The 18183-nt window shown below is 62.2% G+C and carries 16 protein-coding genes; 11 read left to right on the forward strand and 5 right to left on the reverse strand.

All coding sequences use genetic code 11. The annotated features are described in order from the left end of the window. From ACQKQA_RS25935 to ACQKQA_RS25945, 3 genes are all read left to right on the forward strand, one after another. The coding region (locus tag ACQKQA_RS25935) for a DUF1302 domain-containing protein (protein ID WP_427563871.1) at positions 1 to 1386 on the forward strand (1386 nt) is incomplete at its 5' end. A 28-nt stretch (positions 1387 to 1414) separates the two neighbouring features. Then, positions 1415 to 2779 carry a DUF1329 domain-containing protein gene (locus tag ACQKQA_RS25940; protein WP_427563872.1) on the forward strand — a complete coding sequence of 455 codons (1365 nt, stop codon included), beginning with the start codon at positions 1415 to 1417 and terminating at the stop codon, positions 2777 to 2779. Positions 2780 to 3015: 236 nt separating this feature from the next. Further along, on the forward strand, positions 3016 to 5748 hold the full coding sequence (locus ACQKQA_RS25945) for a LuxR C-terminal-related transcriptional regulator (protein WP_427563873.1): 2733 nt from the start codon (positions 3016 to 3018) through the stop codon (positions 5746 to 5748). Between the two features lie 33 nt (positions 5749 to 5781). Here ACQKQA_RS25945 and ACQKQA_RS25950 read toward each other — a convergent pair whose 3' ends face one another. Further along, on the reverse strand, positions 5782 to 7101 hold the full coding sequence (locus tag ACQKQA_RS25950; RefSeq protein WP_427563875.1) for a sensor histidine kinase: 1320 nt from the start codon (positions 7099 to 7101) through the stop codon (positions 5782 to 5784). Then, positions 7094 to 7768 carry a response regulator transcription factor gene (locus ACQKQA_RS25955; RefSeq protein WP_427563877.1) on the reverse strand — a complete coding sequence of 225 codons (675 nt, stop codon included), beginning with the start codon at positions 7766 to 7768 and terminating at the stop codon, positions 7094 to 7096. The genes ACQKQA_RS25950 and ACQKQA_RS25955 overlap by 8 nt, the downstream gene beginning before the upstream one ends. Positions 7769 to 8072: 304 nt before the next feature. On the opposite strand from ACQKQA_RS25955, the gene ACQKQA_RS25960 reads away from it, so the two are divergent. The 4 genes from ACQKQA_RS25960 to ACQKQA_RS25975 all read left to right on the forward strand — a co-directional run bounded on the left by ACQKQA_RS25960 (position 8073) and on the right by ACQKQA_RS25975 (position 10576). Then, a complete protein-coding gene (locus ACQKQA_RS25960; RefSeq protein ID WP_427563891.1) occupies positions 8073 to 8330 on the forward strand; it encodes a hypothetical protein in 258 nt (85 codons plus the stop codon). 155 nt (positions 8331 to 8485) lie between these two features. Next, entirely contained in the window at positions 8486 to 8986 is a 501-nt protein-coding gene (locus tag ACQKQA_RS25965) for a methylated-DNA--[protein]-cysteine S-methyltransferase (protein ID WP_427563878.1), read from the forward strand. Between the two features lie 117 nt (positions 8987 to 9103). Then, positions 9104 to 9748: an MBL fold metallo-hydrolase gene (locus ACQKQA_RS25970; protein WP_427563880.1), complete on the forward strand. Its 645-nt coding sequence runs from the start codon at positions 9104 to 9106 to the stop codon at positions 9746 to 9748. Between the two features lie 114 nt (positions 9749 to 9862). Then, positions 9863 to 10576, forward strand: coding sequence for an OmpA family protein (locus tag ACQKQA_RS25975; RefSeq protein ID WP_427563882.1), 714 nt, complete (start codon positions 9863 to 9865; stop codon positions 10574 to 10576). A gap of 94 nt (positions 10577 to 10670) precedes the next feature. On the opposite strand, the gene ACQKQA_RS25980 is transcribed toward ACQKQA_RS25975, so the two are convergent. Then, positions 10671 to 11105, reverse strand: a complete 435-nt coding sequence (locus ACQKQA_RS25980) for a YhcB family protein (RefSeq protein WP_007928428.1) — start codon at positions 11103 to 11105, stop codon at positions 10671 to 10673. A gap of 144 nt (positions 11106 to 11249) precedes the next feature. Between ACQKQA_RS25980 and ACQKQA_RS25985 the strand changes: the two genes are divergently transcribed. The 3 genes from ACQKQA_RS25985 to zapE all read left to right on the forward strand — a co-directional run bounded on the left by ACQKQA_RS25985 (position 11250) and on the right by zapE (position 14441). Continuing rightward, on the forward strand, positions 11250 to 11879 hold the full coding sequence (locus ACQKQA_RS25985; protein ID WP_427563893.1) for an alpha/beta hydrolase: 630 nt from the start codon (positions 11250 to 11252) through the stop codon (positions 11877 to 11879). 24 nt (positions 11880 to 11903) lie between these two features. Further along, positions 11904 to 13259 (forward strand): tryptophan--tRNA ligase, encoded by a 1356-nt coding sequence (locus ACQKQA_RS25990; RefSeq protein ID WP_427563884.1) that lies wholly within the window; start codon positions 11904 to 11906, stop codon positions 13257 to 13259. 87 nt (positions 13260 to 13346) lie between these two features. Continuing rightward, positions 13347 to 14441 carry a cell division protein ZapE gene (zapE, locus tag ACQKQA_RS25995; protein ID WP_097305001.1) on the forward strand — a complete coding sequence of 365 codons (1095 nt, stop codon included), beginning with the start codon at positions 13347 to 13349 and terminating at the stop codon, positions 14439 to 14441. Between the two features lie 46 nt (positions 14442 to 14487). Here zapE and ACQKQA_RS26000 read toward each other — a convergent pair whose 3' ends face one another. Then, a complete protein-coding gene (locus ACQKQA_RS26000; RefSeq protein ID WP_427563894.1) occupies positions 14488 to 15387 on the reverse strand; it encodes a GlxA family transcriptional regulator in 900 nt (299 codons plus the stop codon). Positions 15388 to 15628: 241 nt separating this feature from the next. Here ACQKQA_RS26000 and ACQKQA_RS26005 point away from each other — a divergent pair, with 241 nt between their 5' ends. Beyond that, positions 15629 to 16765: an acyl-CoA dehydrogenase family protein gene (locus ACQKQA_RS26005; RefSeq protein ID WP_427563887.1), complete on the forward strand. Its 1137-nt coding sequence runs from the start codon at positions 15629 to 15631 to the stop codon at positions 16763 to 16765. 55 nt (positions 16766 to 16820) lie between these two features. Here ACQKQA_RS26005 and ACQKQA_RS26010 read toward each other — a convergent pair whose 3' ends face one another. Continuing rightward, positions 16821 to 17858, reverse strand: a complete 1038-nt coding sequence (locus ACQKQA_RS26010) for an NADP(H)-dependent aldo-keto reductase (protein WP_427563889.1) — start codon at positions 17856 to 17858, stop codon at positions 16821 to 16823. Positions 17859 to 18183 lie beyond the last annotated feature (325 nt).

Consider the following 18183-nt stretch of genomic DNA (forward strand, 5'->3'; position numbering starts at 1 on the left):
GCAGCTGGTGCTGTCGTTTTCCATGCAGTTCGAGACATCAACTCGATCAACCCGATCGACGTCTCCGCTTTCCGTCGTCCTGGCGCGGAGATCAAGGAAGGCCTGATCCCGGTCAACATGTTCTACGTCTCCCAGAGCCTGACCGAGAACCTCTCGGCCGAAGCCTTCTATCAGCTGGAATGGGACCAGACCGTCGTCGACAACTGCGGCACTTTCTTTTCCCAGCCGGACATCATCGCCGACGGTTGCAGCGACAACCTGCGGGTGCTGAACAAGCGTTCGACCATTCCGTCCATTGCCCTGGGGCCATTGGCCGCGGCGGGCGTCGACGTCAACGAGGAAGGCGTGCTGGTGCGCCGTGGCGCGGACCGCGATGCGCGGGACAGCGGGCAGTGGGGCGTGTCCTTCAAATATATGTACGAGCCGCTCGACACCGAGTTCGGTGCGTACTTCATGAACTACCACAGCCGGGCGCCGATCTTCAGCGCCACCGGCGCGCCACAGGCGGTCTTCGACCGTGTGGCGGCCTTGCCGCCGGCCTTCCGCGCCCTGGGCCCGCTGGTGGTGGCGGGCAGCTCCGAGTACTTCGTCGAGTACCCCGAGGACATCCGTCTCTACGGCCTGAGCTTCTCCACCACGCTGCCTACCGGTACCGCATGGAGCGGTGAGATCAGCTATCGCCCGAACGCACCGGTGCAACTGAACTCCACCGATATCCTGTTCGCCGGCGTTCGCCCGCTGGGCGGAACCCTGGCCAACGCCTCGTTGCTCGATGGTGCTCCAGGCCAGGACCTGCACGGTTATCGCCGCAAGGAAATCACCCAGATCCAGACCACCTTCACCCACTTCTTCGATCAGGTCATGGGCGCCAGCCGTCTGACCCTGGTCGGTGAAGTCGGCCTGACCTATGTCGGTGGCCTGGAAGCCAAGTCGGACGTGCGTTACGGCCGCGACCCGGTCTACGGCCCGGGCGAACTGCCGGCCACCGGTGCTCTGGATACCTGCTCGCAGATCCTCAACACCAGCACCATCAACGGCGCAGGTCCTGGAGCGGCCACCAACAACCGCAGCCGCAACTGCACCAATGAAGGGTTCACCACGCCGACCTCCTGGGGCTACCGCGGTCGGGCCATCTGGGAATACAACGACGTGTTCGCCGGCGTGAACCTCAAGCCGAACGTGGCCTGGTCCCATGACGTCAGCGGTTACTCGCCTGGCCCTGGCGGCAACTTCGAGGAAGGCCGCAAGGCCATCAGCCTGGGCCTGGATGCCGAGTACCAGAACACCTACACCGCGAGCCTGGCGTACACCAACTTCTTCGATGGCAAGTACACCACCGTGGATGACCGTGACTTCGTGGCCCTCAGTTTTGGCGTGAACTTCTAAGCACTGCATTTTCAGGAAGAACAAGAATATGAACGTAACCAAGAGTCTGTTGCAGGTCGGTGTCCTCGGGCTGTCGCTGCTGGCGACCGGGGTCATGGCCGCGGTCTCGGCCGATGAAGCGGCCAAGCTGGGGACCTCCCTGACGCCGATGGGCGCGGAAATGGCCGGTAACGCTGCCGGCACCATCCCGGCCTGGAAAGCCATGCCGACCAACGCCGGTAGCGTGGACGGCAAGGGTTTCCTCGCCAACCCCTACGCCAGTGAGCAGCCGCAGTTCACCATCACCGCGCAGAACGTCGAGCAGTACAAGGACAAGCTGGCGCCGGGGCAGTACGCGATGTTCAAGCGCTACCCGGACACCTTCAAGATGCCGGTCTACCCCTCTCACCGCGGCGCCACGGTGCCGACCGAGGTGTTCGCCGCGATCAAGGAAAACGCCACCAAGACCAACCTGGTCAGCGGTGGTAACGGTCTGGAGAACTTCAAGACCGCGATTCCTTTCCCGATTCCGAAAAGCGGCGTGGAAGTCATCTGGAACCACATCACCCGCTATCGCGGCGGCAGCGTGACCCGCCTGGTGACCCAGGCCACGCCACAGGCCAACGGCTCGTTCAGCCTGGTGTATTTCCAGGACCAGTTCGTGTTCCGCGACAAGATGAAGGACTACGATCCGGCGAACCCAGGCAACATCCTGTTCTACTTCAAGCAGAAAGTGACTGCTCCGGCGCGTCTGGCCGGTGGCGTGCTGCTGGTGCACGAAACCCTCGACCAGGTGAAGGAACCGCGTTCGGCGTGGGTCTACAACGCCGGTCAGCGTCGTGTGCGTCGGGCTCCGCAAGTGTCCTATGACGGTCCGGGTACTGCCGCCGACGGCCTGCGTACCTCCGACAACCTGGACATGTACAACGGCGCGCCGGACCGCTACGACTGGAAGCTGGAAGGCAAGAAAGAGATGTACATCGCCTCCAACAGCTACAAGCTCGACTCGCCGCAGCTGAAGTACGCCGACATCATCAAGGCCGGCCACATCAACCAGGACCTGGCTCGCTACGAGCTGCGCCGTGTCTGGCATGTGGTGGCGACCCTGAAGGAAGGCCAGCGTCATATCTACGCCAAACGTGACTTCTACATCGATGAAGACACCTGGCAGGCCGCGGTGATCGACCACTACGACGGTCGTGGCCAACTGTGGCGCGTGGCCGAGGCGCATGCCGAGAACTACTACGACAAGCAAGTGCCGTGGTATGCCCTGGAAACCCTCTACGACCTGCAGTCCGGCCGTTACCTGGCACTGGGCATGAAGAACGAAGAGAAATCGGCCTATGACTTTGGCTTTACCGCCAGCACCAGCGATTTCACCCCAGCAGCCCTGCGCCAGGATGGCGTTCGTTAAACCGCGGTAAATCGAGGCGCATCCTCGATCGACGCCCCGACTGGTTCGGGGCGTTTTTTATTGTCTGCGGTTTTCGGCAGAACACCGGGACCGCTCTGCTGGGACGTGGAGAGGGCTGACAAACCCGGTTGTATTCTTTTTCTAGCCATCTGTAGCAAAAATCTTCAACCGGTGGCCTTTTACCGCTAGTCTGCCGACATCTGTATTGCCGACAAGCACTTCAACAAGAGTTGGCCATGACTGATCTGTCCCGTATCCAGGGGCCTGCCGGTGCGGCCATTGCCGCGCTGGAAGGGCGCTTCTACCGACCCCCCTTGCCCGACGGCTACGTACTGCGGCCGCGTCTGTGCGAGCGCTTGAGCGCGGGCCTCAATGGCCGGCTGCTGTTGGTCAGCGCACCGGCTGGCTTTGGCAAGAGCTCGCTGGCGGTGGAGTTCTGCCAGAGCCTGCCGCCGCACTGGCGCAGCCTGTGGCTGGGGCTCAGCCGGCGGGACAGCGACCCGGGACGTTTTCTCGAGCGCCTGCTCGAAGGGTTGCAGCAATACTTCCCGCAATTGGGCAGCCAGTCCCTCGGGCTGCTGAAGATGCGCCAGCGCCATCAGCCGTTTGCCTTCGAGGAATGGCTGGACGGCCTGCTTGACGAGTTGGCGGCCCATCTTTCCAGCGCATCCCCCTTGTTGCTGGTGCTGGACGACTACCACCTGGCCCAGGGGCCGGTGCTCGACCGTTGCCTACAGTTCTTCCTCAATCATTTACCCGACGGCCTGCTGGTGCTGGTGACCAGCCGCCAGCGTCCGGATTGGCACCTGGCGCGCCTGCGTCTGTCCCGGCAATTGCTGGAGCTGCACGAACAGGACCTGCGCCTGACCCACGACGAGTCCATGACCCTGCTCGACCGCCACAGCAGTTCGCTGCGCGGCGAAGCGCTGGAAAACCTGATCCTGCGCAGCGAAGGCTGGGTGGCGGGCCTGCGCTTCTGGTTGTTGGCGGCGTCGGAGGCGGGCGGCGGCGCAGGCTTGCCGCAGTCGCTCAATGGTGGCGAAGGCTTGATTCGCGATTATCTGCTGGAAGAAGTCATCGATTGCCTGCCGCTGGAAGTGCAGTCGTTCTTGTACGACACGGCGCCGCAGGAGCGTTTCTGCAGCGAACTGTGCGATGCGCTGCGCGAGTCTCACGACAGTGAAGAGATCCTGCGGTACCTGTTGGCCCATCAGGTATTCCTGGTGCCACTGGACGAGCAGGGGCGCTGGTACCGCTATCACCACCTGTTTTCCGACCTGCTGCGCACCCGGCCCACCGCCAATGCGGTCCTGCCGCCGGCCACCCTGCACCTGCGGGCCTGCCGCTGGTTCAACGCCCAGGGCCTGCTGGACGAAGCGGTGGAGCAGGCGTTGCGCGCCGGGCACCTGGATGTGGCGGCGAACCTGGTGCAGAACCTGTCCGAGGAGCAACTGCTGGCCGAGCAGAACGTCGGCATGTTGCTGCGCTGGAAAATGGACTTGCCCGATAGCCTTTTGATCAGCACCCCGCGGCTGATCGTGCTCTACAGCTGGGCGCTGGGGCTGGCCTGCCAGCTGGATGCCGCCGAGGAGCTGGCCAGCCATTTGAGCCGCTTCCTGCCGGCGCCTTCGGTCACCGCGCAGAAATCCATGCTGGCGCAGTGGCTGGCCTTGAGCGGGATCATCGCCCGCGGGCGCGGGCAGCGCGAATTGACCCTGCTGTACTGCACCGAAGCCCTGGAAACCTTGCCCCTGAAACGCTACGGGCAGCGGCTGATGTGTCTGTCGACCCTGTCCAACCTGGCCATCGCCGATGCCGATCTGTGGCGGGCCCGGGGGCTCAACCGGGAATCCCTGGAACTGGCGCAGCGGGTCGGCAATCCGCTGTTCGAGGCCCTGGCCCATTACGACCGGGCCCGGGTGCTGCAGGCCCGCGGGGAGATCCTGCGGGCGCTGGACGAGGTGCGCCAGGGGTTGCAGCGTTTGTATGGCCTGTCCACGCAACGCCTGTATGCGGTGCGCGCGCGGCTGACCCTGTATGAAGGTTATCTGTTGGCGCTGCGCTGCCAGCCCGAAATCGGTCTGGCCCGTTTGCAGACAGGCCTGGTGGAGGCCAGGGCCTGTCGCGATATCAGCGTGCTGATCGGCCATTGCGTGATCGCCAACCTGGAAGGGCAGTGGGGGCAGTTCGCCAGGGCCTTCGCCGAGCTGGCCGAGGCCGAACGCCTGATGCACATCTGGGACGTGCCGCCGATCTACTACCTGGCGATGATCACCCTGGTCAAATGCGAGCTCTGGCTGGCCCAGGGCCGTACCGACCTGGCGCAAGCCTGGCTGGCTCGCCTGGGGCAGACCTACACCGGCGATCAGGCCGCGGCGGCGCCGGAGTTTCATCCACAGTTGCCGTTGCATATCGAATTGCAGCAGGCCTTGCTCGACAGTATCCAGGGCGAGCCGGCCCTGGCCGAACAGCGTCTGGACAAGCTGCTGGAACATGGCCGGCAGACCGGGCGGCAGATGCTCAATGTGATGGCGTTGAATCAGAAAGTCGCGCTGTTGCTGGCCCAGGGCCGCGAACCCGAGGCGCGGCAGGCCTTGGCCCAGGCGCTGGAGTCTGCCGTTGGCGGGGCGTTGCAGCCGTTCGAGTGGGCGGTGCGGGCGCACCCGCACTGGTTGCGTGAACAGCTGCACCAGGCCCCGGCGACGCCGCTACGCCAGACACTGCTCGAACGCCTGCCGACCGCCGTGGCGCGCGAGCCTCTGGAGCAGCCTGGCGAAACCCTCAGCTCCCGGGAGCTGGCGGTGTTGCAACTGATTGCCCAGGGCTGCTCCAACCAGGAAATCAGCGAGCAATTGTTCATCTCGCTGCATACCGTGAAAACCCACGCCAGCCATATCAACAGCAAGCTCGGGGTGGAGCGTCGTACCCAGGCCGTGGCCCGGGCCCAGGAGCTGGGTTTGCTGGGCTAGGCATTTGGGCGGCGTTGCCTGTCGGCGCAGAAGTTATTCGCCAGGCGCGTGATCGGGCGCCTCTACGGCCGTATCGGCGAGCTCCAGAGTCACGCAGAAGTGCTGTTGTTCGGTCATGACCTCGATTTGCCAACCCAGCCGGGCACATAACTGGCGCATCAGTTCCAGGCCCAGGCCATAGCCGAAATCGTCGGACGGCTCGACCTGCCTGGTGTCCCGAATGCGGTTGACGATACTCAGGCGCGGGTGCCGGAACTTGATCTCGATACTGCCTTCATCGGCGTACTGCAGGGCATTGCGCAGGAAGTTGCCGACCACGATGCGGCATGCGGTCAGGGGAAGGTGGCAGGGTTCGCTGTCGATGTCGAGGATCAGCTCGATGTCCCGGGAGCCGATCAGGTAGCGGTGTTCCTCGATCAGCTCGTTGAGCAGTCCGCTCATGTCGACGGTTTCCTCGGGCAGGGCCTCGGGAAGTTCGCGGCTCATCCAGAGCAGGGTTTCGGCGATGCGCTGCATGTTCAGCACCGACCGTTCGATGCGTTGCAGGGGAAGAGGCAGGGCGCCGCCGGACTGCAGGGCCAGGAGTTCGATATTGGCCTTGAGCACCGCCAGCGGGGTGCGCAGTTCATGGCTGGTGTAGCGCAACAGCCGGCCTTCACGCAGGCTGGCGGCCTGGACCTGGTGCACGCTCTGGGCCAGCGAGTCGGCCAGCACATTGAATTCCGTGAAGCGAAAATTCGGGCGCTGGCTGGACACCGCGGCCGGATCCTTCAGGGTGGTGGACCACTGGGCCAACTGGCCGAGGGGGCGCACCAGCCACCAGACCAGCAGTACGATAATGATCAGTGCCGGGACGAACACCGCCAGGCTGATGAAGTGGACGCTGTTGAGTTCGTGATCGAGATAGGCATCGGATAACGGGGTCTCGACCTCGCCACCTTCTTCATGGTCGTGGTCGACATCGAACATGTACAGGGTTTTGCCGTCCCCCAGGGGCTGGGCCAGGATCGCTTTGACTTCGTCCTGTCCATCGGCGTCCAGTTCGCCGAACACCTGCACGGCGCCGAAGGACAGGGTGGGTGGCGTATCCAGCAACTGGCGAATTTTCGGCGGCAGCGCTTCCTGGCCGATCACGCTGCTGAAGAAATAGTTCTGCGGTGGGGGCCGGCTTGGGTCTTTTTCGTAATGCCTGGCGAAGTACAGGGCCTCTTCTTCCATCATGGCGCTGGCGGTGTAGAACAGCCCGCGCACGCTGTATTCCGGCAACAGTCGGCTGTAGATCAGCAGCACCACGGCGATCAGCAGCAGGAAGCTGCCGCTGATCACCCATTTCAGACTCAGGCCCTTACGCATGGGGCCTCAGCTGTACGCCAACGCCAGGCAGGGTGTGGATCAGCGGCTGGCCGAAGGATTTGTCCACGGTCTTGCGCAAGCGATGCATGTGCACCTTGAGGGTGTTGCTGTCCGGCGGCTCGTCGCCCCAGATGCTGGCCTCCAGGCGTTCGCGGCTGACCGGTTCGGGGCTGGCGCGCATCAGGCATTCCAGCAGGGTCCAGCAGGTGGGCGTGAGGCGCAGTTCTTGGCCGGCGCGGCTGACCTGGCGGGTGGTCAGCTCCATCACCAGGTCGGCCACTTGCAGGCGGCTGGCCTGGCCGCTGCGGCGCATGCTCAGGGCGCGGATCCTGGCCACCAGCTCAGCCAGTTCGAAGGGCTTGACCAGATAATCGTCGGCTCCGGCGGAAAAACTCATGAGCTTGTCCGGCAGGGCATCCAGCGATGTCAGCATCAGGATGGGCGTCTGGTTGCCTTGCTGGCGCAGCTGTTCGCACAACTGCTGGCCGTTGAGGCGCGGCAGCATGATGTCCAGGAGAATGACGTCGTAGTGCTGGGTGAGCGCCAGGTTGAGGCCGGCCTGGCCATTGCTGGCATGGTCGCAGACCATACCGCCGATCTCGAGGTATTCAATGACGGTGTTGGCCAGGTCGAGATTGTCCTCGACCAGCAGCAGATGAATATGCATGTGAACGGTTCCCCCCGGACCCTTGTCGCGCGATGGGCCGAAGGATAGCGGACTCCGGTTGCCTTGCGCCGATGTTTACCTGGTGTTAACCCTGGGTTCTCTAGGCTGGCGGATCTTCTCAATCCAGAGCGTGACGCCGCTATGAACCTGTCTTCGCTGATCAAGGGCACCCTGTTGGTCTTGATCCTTTTCGGCCTGATGACTTGTGTCCTGCCTTCCAGGACACCGTTGCCGCGCTTGGGGGCGGGTGGGCCCCTGAGCTGGTTCCTGATTGAACAAGACGTTGGCCGGACGGGGGCGGATCATGTTCCCCAGGTATTCTGATGACGGCAGCGGCGCTGGCTATGGCGATCAGTTGGTGCTGTGCCTGGCGCTGATTCTCGGTGTATCGATTGCCCTGGGCGTCTATATCGTTCGCTTCAACGCCCGCATCGACCAGCAGCGAGAGCTGTCGCCGGTGCCCTTGCTCGAATGCGGCAACGGCCGCGGGGCGCTTATCGTCGACCCTCATGGGCGACGCAGCAGCAGTGACAACTGCTACCTGATCGAAGAGGATGACTAGCCTCGGCGCCTTGCCTGCGTACGTCGTGGGTTCAAGCGCAAGAAACGAAGTTCTTGCGTCCGAACCCGGGTTTACAGTGAGGGCGTACTGAGGAACGGGCGACAAACCGCAAGGTTCCGGGCCCGATTTCCTTGGCGGACTGAAGGAGACCTAGCATGTCCTGCGTATTCAAATTGATGCACTCGCCCGTCGGTCAACTGACCCTGGTGGCCCGAGGCCCGAAACTCGCCGCGATTCTCTGGGAGAGCGAGCGGGAAAACCGGGTGCGTCTCGGCCCGTTGCAGCCGGCCGACGATCATCCGGTCTTGCTGGAAACCGAACGTCAGCTCAACGAGTACTTCGCTGGCAGCCGTGAACGCTTCGAACTGGAGTTGGACTTTGTCGGCACCGAGTTCCAGCGCAAGGTCTGGCAGGCGCTGCTGACCATCCCCTTTGGCGAAACCCGCAGCTACAGCCAGATCGCCATGCAGGTGGGGAGTCCCAAGGCGGTGCGCGCGGTGGGCGCGGCCAACGGCCGGAACCCGATCTCGATCGTCGCTCCTTGCCATCGGGTGATCGGCGCTTCGGGCAGTCTCACCGGCTTTGCCGGCGGGCTCCAGGCCAAGCAGTTTCTGCTGGCGCTGGAAGGTGAAGAAACCCTGCAACTGGCGTTCTGACCGTGGATGGCCGTCACCCTTGGCCTGGGGTGGCGGTCGTCGTTGTCTGCACGGCGCGGCAAAGCACGGGGCGCAAGCTGTGCGAGAATGCGCCATCGATTTTTTCAGGAATCACCCATGGCAGCCGTCAAGCCCAGTCTTATCCGCGAAACCTTCCCTGTCGGCCCTCTACAGTGCAACTGCACGATCATTGGCGACCCGGTCAGCAAAAAAGCCGTGGTCGTCGACCCGGGCGGCAATCCCGACCTGATCATGGCGCGGCTCGAGGCGCTGGGGTTGAAGGTGGTGAGCATCATTCATACCCATGCCCACCTGGATCACTTCCTGGCCTCCGGACAGATGAAAGAGAAAACCGGCGCGACCCTGCACCTGCACAAGGAAGACCAGTTCCTCTGGGACAATCTGGAAATGCAGTGCAACATGTTCGGCGTGCCTTACACGCCAGTGCCGGCACCGGATCGCTGGCTGGCGGACGACGAAGAACTGGCCTGTGGCTGCGGCGTGGCCCTGCATACGCCGGGGCATACCCCGGGCTCCATGAGCTTCTGGTTCGCAGAAGCTAAGCTGTTGATTGCCGGTGACACCTTGTTCAAGCGTGGGGTAGGGCGTACGGACCTGTGGGGTGGCGATCAGGCCACCATCGTGCGTTCGATCAAGCAGCGTCTCTACACCCTCGACGAGGATGCGATCGTGGTGGCCGGGCACGGTCCAGACACCCGTCTGGGCGATGAAATGCGGGAAAATCCCTTTGTCCGGGCCTGACACTTGCTGTCAAAAGTTTCACGGAATTTTTGTTCCTGGTCGTGTTCAAACGCCAGCAAAGGTCAATTGCCAACGTCCGTTGCATCACAGAATGTAAAAAGTAGGAGCCTCTCCATGTTCACCTCGCGTCGTTTGATCGTTGTCGCTACCGCTGTGGCCTTGTTGTCCGGCTGTGCTTCGCCTAACCCCTATGACAATCAAGGGCAGGCCGACGGCTCCACGGGCATGAGCAAAACTGCAAAATACGGTGGCCTGGGTGCCTTGGCCGGTGCGCTGGCCGGTGCTGCCATCAGCCACGACAACCGTGGCAAGGGGGCGCTGATCGGCGCCGCGGTGGTGGGTGCTTCCGCTGCCGGCTACGGCTACTACGCCGACCAGCAGGAAAAGAAACTGCGGGCCAGCATGGCCAATACCGGGGTCGAAGTGCAGCGCCAGGGCGATCAGATCAAGCTGATCATGCCGGGCAACATCACTTTCGCCACCGATTCGGCGAACATCGCTCCAAGCTTCTATCAACCGCTGAACAACCTGGCCGGCTCCCTCAAGGAGTTCAACCAGAACCAGATCGAAATCGTCGGCTACACCGACAGCACCGGCAGCCGCCAGCACAACATGGACCTGTCCCAGCGTCGTGCCCAGAGCGTGGCGACCTACCTGACTTCGCAAGGGGTCAGCGGTGCCAACCTGTCGTCCCGTGGTGCCGGTCCGGATAACCCGATTGCCAGCAACGGCGATGCCAACGGTCGTGCACAGAACCGTCGCGTGGAAGTGAACCTCAAGGCGATTCCTGGCCAGCAGTACCAGCAGCCAGGTCAGACCTACCAGTAAGCGGTACCCGTCACACGCCCGGCTGAACCCCAGGCATGAAAAAGCCCGCCCGATCACTGATCGGGCGGGCTTTTTTACAGCGTCTGAAAAGTACTTACTTCTTCAGGCCGTAGTGCTCGTCGAGCATACCCGGTGCGTTAGGCGTTTTTGGCGCGTAGTCCCGTGGCGGTTCCTGATCGCGTGGTGGCGTCAGGCGTTCCCGTGGAGCCTGCACCGAATCGGAGTGCAGCGCGGCCAGCAGGCGTTGGCGGGTCAGTTCGTCCAGGGCCAGACGGTTGGCGCCCTCGGCGAGATGATCCTGCACTTCCTGATAGCTTTGAGTGAGTTTTTTCACCAGCGTAGCGGTGCTGTTGAAGTGGGTGACCACTTCGTTCTGATAGCTGTCGAAACGTTCCTGAATATCATCCAGCTGACGTTGCGTGCGGTTAGGCGCGGCATTCGGCAGCAGGCGAGCGACCAGAAATCCAATGGCGACACCCGCGATCAGGGCAAGAGTCGGCAACAACCAAACTAGGAGCGAGTGTTCCACGAGTCCTTCCTCTATAAACGGCTTTGCTTTACGTTAACGGCTCGAACCTGCGCTGTATACCGCGATTCACTCGCAATAGATTGGCACAGACAATTTGCTAGACGAGTCGACCCGATTCGAGGTCACGGAGTTCCTTCCTTGCTTATGCGTGAAACCCCTGTAGTGATTGCCGGCCCGGTCGGCCAACTGGAAGCCCTGTATCTGGACGTTGCTGACGCCCGTGGCGTAGCGCTGATCTGCCACCCGAATCCGGTGCAGGGCGGCACCATGCTCAACAAGGTGATCTCGACCCTGCAACGTACGGCACGTGACGCCGGCCTGATCACGTTGCGTTTCAACTACCGTGGCGTCGGTGCCAGCGAAGGCAGCCACGACATGGGCAGCGGCGAGGTGGACGATGCGCAGGCGGCGGCCGAGTGGTTGCGCGCCAAGCATCCTGAGCTGCCGATGACGCTGCTCGGTTTCTCCTTTGGCGGTTTTGTCGCGGCCAGCCTTGGCGGGCGCCTGGAAGCCGGGGGCGAGCCGCTCAAGCACCTGTTCATGGTTGCTCCCGCGGTGATGCGTCTGCGCGATAGCGACTCGCTGCCACAGAACTGCCCGCTCACCCTGATCCAGCCGGAAACCGACGAAGTGGTCGAGCCGCAGCTGGTCTACGACTGGTCCGACGCGCTTGAACGCCCCCATGAGCTGCTGAAAGTGGCAGAATGCGGACACTTTTTTCATGGCAAGCTCACCGATCTCAAGGATCTGGTGCTGCCACGACTCTCGAATTGATTGCAGTCTGATAAGCGATTACCCATGACTACTCGTACGCGTATCCTCACCGGCATCACCACCACCGGCACGCCGCACCTGGGCAACTACGCCGGCGCCATCCGCCCGGCGATCGTCGCCAGCCGTGACAGCAATGCCGATTCGTTCTACTTCCTGGCCGACTATCACGCCCTGATCAAGTGCGATGACCCGCTGCGTATCCAGCGTTCGCGCCTGGAGATCGCCGCGACCTGGCTGGCCGGTGGCCTGGATGTGGAACGCGTGACTTTCTATCGCCAGTCGGACATCCCGGAAATCCCGGAACTGACCTGGCTGCTGACCTGCGTGGCGGCCAAGGGCTTGCTCAATCGCGCCCACGCCTACAAGGCTTCGGTGGATAAAAACGTCGAGGCCGGCGAAGACCCGGATGCCGGCATCACCATGGGTTTGTACAGCTACCCGGTGCTGATGGCCGCGGACATCCTGATGTTCAACGCGCACCAGGTGCCGGTCGGTCGCGACCAGATCCAGCACGTGGAAATGGCCCGTGACATCGGCCAGCGTTTCAACCACCTGTTCGGCCAGGGCAAGGAGTTCTTCACCCTGCCCGAGGCGCTGATCGAGGAGAGCGTCGCCACCTTGCCGGGTCTCGATGGCCGCAAGATGTCCAAGAGCTACGACAACACCATTCCGTTGTTCAGCAGCGCCAAGGAGATGAAGGACGCGATCTCGCGCATCGTCACCGACTCCCGTGCCCCAGGCGAAGCCAAGGACCCGGACAATTCGCACCTGTTCACCCTGTTCCAGGCCTTCGCCACCCCGGCGCAAGCCGACGAGTTCCGCAGCGAACTGCTGCAGGGCCTGGGCTGGGGGGAAGCGAAGAACCGTCTGTTCCAGCTGCTGGACAACGAGCTGGGCGAGTCCCGCGAGCGTTACCACCAGTTGATCGGGCGTCCGGCGGATCTGGAAGACATCCTGCAACACGGCGCAAAAAAGGCCCGTGCCGTGGCCACGCCGTTCCTCAACGAGTTGCGTGAAGCGGTCGGCCTGCGTTCATTCGTCAACCAGGTACAGGTGGCGGCGACTACCAAGAAGAAAGCGGCCAAGGCCGCACGCTTCGTCAGCTTCCGCGAAGACGATGGCAGCTTCCGTTTCCGTTTGCTGTCCGCCGACGGTGAGCAACTGCTGCTGTCGCGCCACTTCGCCGATGGCAAGACCGCAGGCGCGGTGACCAAGCAACTGCAAGCCGGCCAGGCTCTGGACCTGCGCAGCGAAGCACTGGCTTTCAGCGTCTGGCTGGAAGGTGAGTGCGTAGCCGACAGCCCGGCCTTCGCCGACGCGGCCGCCCGCGATGCGGCGATCGAGGCGCTGCGCATTGCCCTGACGCCGGTGCAGGACTAACCGCAATCTCCCGACCAAGGGTTGATTGCCATTCCCCAGGGCCGTCGCTACAGTGACGGCCCGTTTTTGTTGCCTTGCTAACGAATTATGACGCCCCTAGAACGATATCAAGCTGATCTGAAACGCCCGGAGTTCTTCCACGACGCCGCGCAGGAAACCGCGGTGCGTCACCTGCAGCGCCTGTACGATGACCTGATCGCTGCGTCGAACAACAAGCCGGGCCTGCTGGGCAAGCTGTTTGGCAAGAAAGACCAGGCGCCGGTCAAGGGCCTGTACTTCTGGGGGGGCGTGGGGCGTGGCAAGACGTATCTGGTCGATACCTTCTTTGAAGCCCTGCCGTTCAAGCAGAAGGTCCGTACGCACTTCCACCGCTTCATGAAGCGTGTGCACGAAGAGATGAAGACCCTGGGCGGCGAGAAGAACCCGCTGACCATCATCGCCAAGCGCTTCTCCGAAGAAGCCCGGGTGATCTGCTTCGACGAATTTTTCGTTTCCGACATCACTGACGCCATGATCCTCGGCACGTTGATGGAAGAGCTGTTCAAGAATGGCGTGACCCTGGTGGCGACTTCGAACATCGTGCCGGACGGCCTGTACAAGGACGGCCTGCAACGTGCGCGCTTCCTGCCGGCCATCGCCCTGATCAAGCAGCACACCGAGATCGTCAACGTCGACAGCGGTGTCGACTACCGTTTGCGTCACCTGGAGCAGGCCGAGCTGTTCCACTTCCCGCTGGACGAAGCAGCCCACGAAAGCTTGCGCAAGAGCTTCCGCGCGCTGACACCGGAATGCACCCAGGCGGTGGAAAACGATGTGCTGATCGTCGAGAACCGCGAAATCCGCGCTCTGCGCACCTGCGACGACGTGGCCTGGTTCGACTTCCGCGAGCTGTGCGACGGCCCGCGCAGCCAGAACGACTACATCGAGCTGGGCAAGATCTTCCACGCGGTGCTGGTCAGCGGTGTCGAGCAGATGAGCGTCGCCACCGACGACATCGCCCGTCGCTTCATCAATATGGTCGACGAGTTCTACGACCGTAACGTCAAGCTGATCATTTCCGCCGAAGTCGAACTCAAGGATCTGTACACCGGTGGTCGCCTGACCTTCGAGTTCCAGCGGACCCTCAGCCGTCTGCTGGAAATGCAGTCCCACGAGTTTCTCTCCCGGGCGCATAAGCCTTAAGGGTTGTCTGGATAAAAAAGGGCCTGCATTGCAGGCCCTTTTTCATTTACGCGGCTTGTTGCAGGAACTGCTGCCGGTACTGGTTGGGTGACAACTCGGTGTGCTGGCGGAACAGGCGCGCGAAGAAGCTCGCATCGTCGTAGCCGACCTCATAGCTGATGGTCTTGATGCTTTTGCGCGTCCCCGAGAGCAGGCCCTTGGCGGTTTCGATGCGCAGGCGTTGCAGGTAGTGCAGCGGTTTGTCGCCGGTGGCGGTCTGGAAGCGCCGCATGAAATTGCGAATGCTCATGCCATGTTCGCGGGCCACGTCCTCGAAGCGGAACTTGTCGGCGAAGTGCTCCTCCAGCCAGTGCTGGATCTGCAGGATGATCACGTCCTGGTGCAGCTTCTGGCCGCCGAAGCCGATACGGCCCGGCGAATAGCTGCGCTGCACTTCATAGAGGATGTCGCGAGCCACGGCCTGGGCGATGTTGGCGCCGCAGAAACGTTCGATCAGATAGATGTACAGGTCGCAGGCCGAGGTAGGGCCGCCGGCGCAGTACAGGTTGTCGGCATCGGTCAGGTGCTTGTCCTGATTGAGTTGGACCTTGGGGAAGCGCTCGCTGAAGGCGTTGAAGAAACGCCAGTAAGTGGTGGCTTCCTTGCCGTCGAGCAGACCGGCTTCGGCCAGCCAGAACACCCCGGTGGCTTCGCCGCAGAGCACCGCGCCGCGGGCATGCTGCTGACGCAGCCAGGGCAGGATCTGTGGGTAACGTTGGCAGAGGGTTTCAAAATCGTCCCAGAACGCCGGGAGGATGATTACGTCGGTATCTTCCAGGGCGCTGTCCACCGGGATGATCACGTCGCTGAAACTGCGCACCGGTGTTCCGTCGGGGCTGACCAGGCGGATTTCGAAGGCAGGAGTCAGGCCCTGGCCCAACTGCTTGCCGTAGCGCAGGCTGGCCATATGGAAGAAGTCCTTGGCCTGGGTGAGGGTGGAGGCGAAAACCCGGTCGATTGCCAGGATGCTGACGCGCCGCAAGGGCGTAGAGGTTTGGTTAGACATAATTCAATTGTTCTTATAGGGGAAAGTGGTCACCAGACGGCTGGATCGTCTTATTTTTTGTCGGATGTGTCCAGTGTCCTGTGATACAGCCGTGGGCTTAGGCTCTGTGGGCCAATCCCGGCTAACAACAACAGGTGGCCCCATGATTCCCAGAACCTTGTTCAGCTCCGAGCACGAACTCTTTCGTGACAGCGTGCGTACCTTCCTGGAGAAGGAGGCGGTGCCATTCCATGGGCAGTGGGAGAAACAGGGTTACATCGACCGGGCCTTGTGGAACAAGGCCGGCGAGGCGGGGATGCTCTGCTCCCATATTCCCGAAGAGTACGGTGGCCTGGGGGCGGACTTTCTCTATAGCGCGGTGGTGATCGAGGAGGTGGGGCGTCTCGGCCTGACCGGTATCGGTTTTTCCCTGCACTCCGATATCGTCGCGCCCTACATCCTGCATTACGGCAGCGAGGAGTTGAAGCGCAAGTACCTGCCGAAACTGGTGTCCGGCGAGATGGTGACGGCCATCGCCATGACCGAGCCGGGCGCCGGCTCCGACCTGCAAGGGGTCAAGACCACCGCGGTGCTGGACGGCGATGAATACGTGATCAATGGTTCCAAGACCTTTATCACCAACGGCTATCTGGCGGATCTGGTGATAGTCGTGGCCAAAACCGATCCCAAGGCTGGCGCCAAGGGCACCAGCCTGTTTCTGGTGGAGGCGGACACCCCCGGTTTCTCCAAGGGCAAGCGCCTGGAAAAGGTCGGCATGAAGGCCCAGGACACTTCCGAGCTGTTCTTCCAGGACGTTCGTGTACCGAAGGAGAATCTGCTGGGGCAGGCCGGAATGGGCTTCGCCTATCTGATGCAGGAGTTGCCGCAGGAGCGCCTGACGGTGGCGGTGGGCGGCCTGGCGTCAGCCGAGGCGGCGTTGCAGTGGACCCTGGAATACACCCGCGAGCGCAAGGCCTTTGGCAAGTCGATCGCCGACTTCCAGAACACCCGCTTCAAGCTGGCGGAAATGGCCACCGAGATCCAGATCGGGCGAGTCTTTGTCGACCGCTGCCTGGAGCTGCATCTGCAGGGCAAGCTCGATGTGCCGACCGCCGCGATGGCCAAATACTGGGGCACGGACCTGCAATGCAAGGTGCTCGACGAATGCGTGCAGTTGCACGGCGGCTACGGCTTCATGTGGGAGTACCCGATAGCCCGGGCCTGGGCGGATGCGCGAGTGCAGCGGATCTATGCCGGGACCAACGAGATCATGAAGGAAATCATCGCGCGTTCCCTGTAATGCCTTTCCCCGGCAGGAGCGAGCCTGAATCAGTTCGTTCTTGCCGGGGCGGTGTTTACGGCGCCGGGTTCGGATGATCCTTGTGGATCGCCTCGATGCCGGCCAGCACTTCGTCCGACAGCTTCAGCTCGAAACTGGCGATGTTGCTGTCCAGTTGTTCGAGGGTGGTCGCGCCAATGATGTTGCTGGTGACGAACGGCTGCTGGGTGACAAACGCCAGGGCCATTTGCGCCGGGTCCAGGCCATGTTCGCGGGCCAGGGCGACATAACGGCTGCAGGCCGCTTCCGACTGCGGGTTGAAGTAGCGGCTGAAACGGCTGTACAGGCTCAGGCGGGCTTTGGCCGGACGCGCGCCGCCTTCGTATTTGCCGGAGAGAAAGCCGAAGGCCAGGGGCGAGTAGGCCAGCAATCCACATTGTTCGCGAATGGCGATTTCCGCCAGGCCCACTTCAAAGCTGCGGTTGAGCAGGTTGTAGGGGTTCTGGATCGATACCGCCCGTGGCCAGCCGCGGCTTTCGGCCAGGGCGAGGAACTTCATGGTGCCCCACGGGGTTTCGTTGGACAGGCCAATGTGGCGGATCTTGCCGGCCTTGACCTGCTCGTCCAGGGCCTCGAGGGTTTCCTCCAGTGGGGTGAAGTCTTCTTCCTTGTGCCTGTAGCCCAGTTGGCCGAAGAAGTTGGTGCTGCGCTCCGGCCAGTGCAACTGGTAGAGGTCGATCCAGTCGGTCTGCAGGCGCTTGAGGCTGGCGTCCACGGCTTCGACTATATGCTTGCGGTTGTGCTTGAGCTGCTTGTCGCGAATGTAGTCGATGGTGTTGCCGGGGCCGGCGATCTTGCTCGCCAGGATCCAGTCGGCGCGATCGCCGCGAGCCTTGAACCAGTTGCCGATGTAACGCTCGGTGGTGGCATAGGTTTCGGCTTTGGGGGGCACCGGGTACATCTCGGCGGTGTCGATGAAGTTGATCCCGGCGGCCTTGGCCCGCTCGATCTGGGCGAAGGCTTCGGACTCACTGTTCTGCTCGCCCCAGGTCATGGTTCCCAGGCAAATTGCACTCACATTCAGGTCGGTCCGACCTAGCTGGCGATAGTCCATCGGGCGCTCCTTGGGCAAAACAATCATAAAAGCAGGTTGAATTTTTTTTCGCAATCTGCATAATTCCGCAGCTCTTTCTGCAGTGGAAGTGATGCGCCGCCTGCCGAAGAATCTTGCCGTAAACGGACGCGCTGACCCGAGCCCCCGATAGCGTCTGTATCCGGCTGCCTTTGACTTGTCAAAGTACGCACTATTCAGTAAGATCCGCCGTCTAATTTACAGGGCGGCCCCTGAGGCTATAAAGAATGAGCCCAACACTCGATTGGAATCAGGATGTCCGATGCGCCAATGTTCGTTGTGCCTGTTGTTGGTCATGTTATCCATC

The organism is Pseudomonas sp. NPDC089530 (assembly GCF_050280705.1).
Lineage (GTDB): Bacteria > Pseudomonadota > Gammaproteobacteria > Pseudomonadales > Pseudomonadaceae > Aquipseudomonas.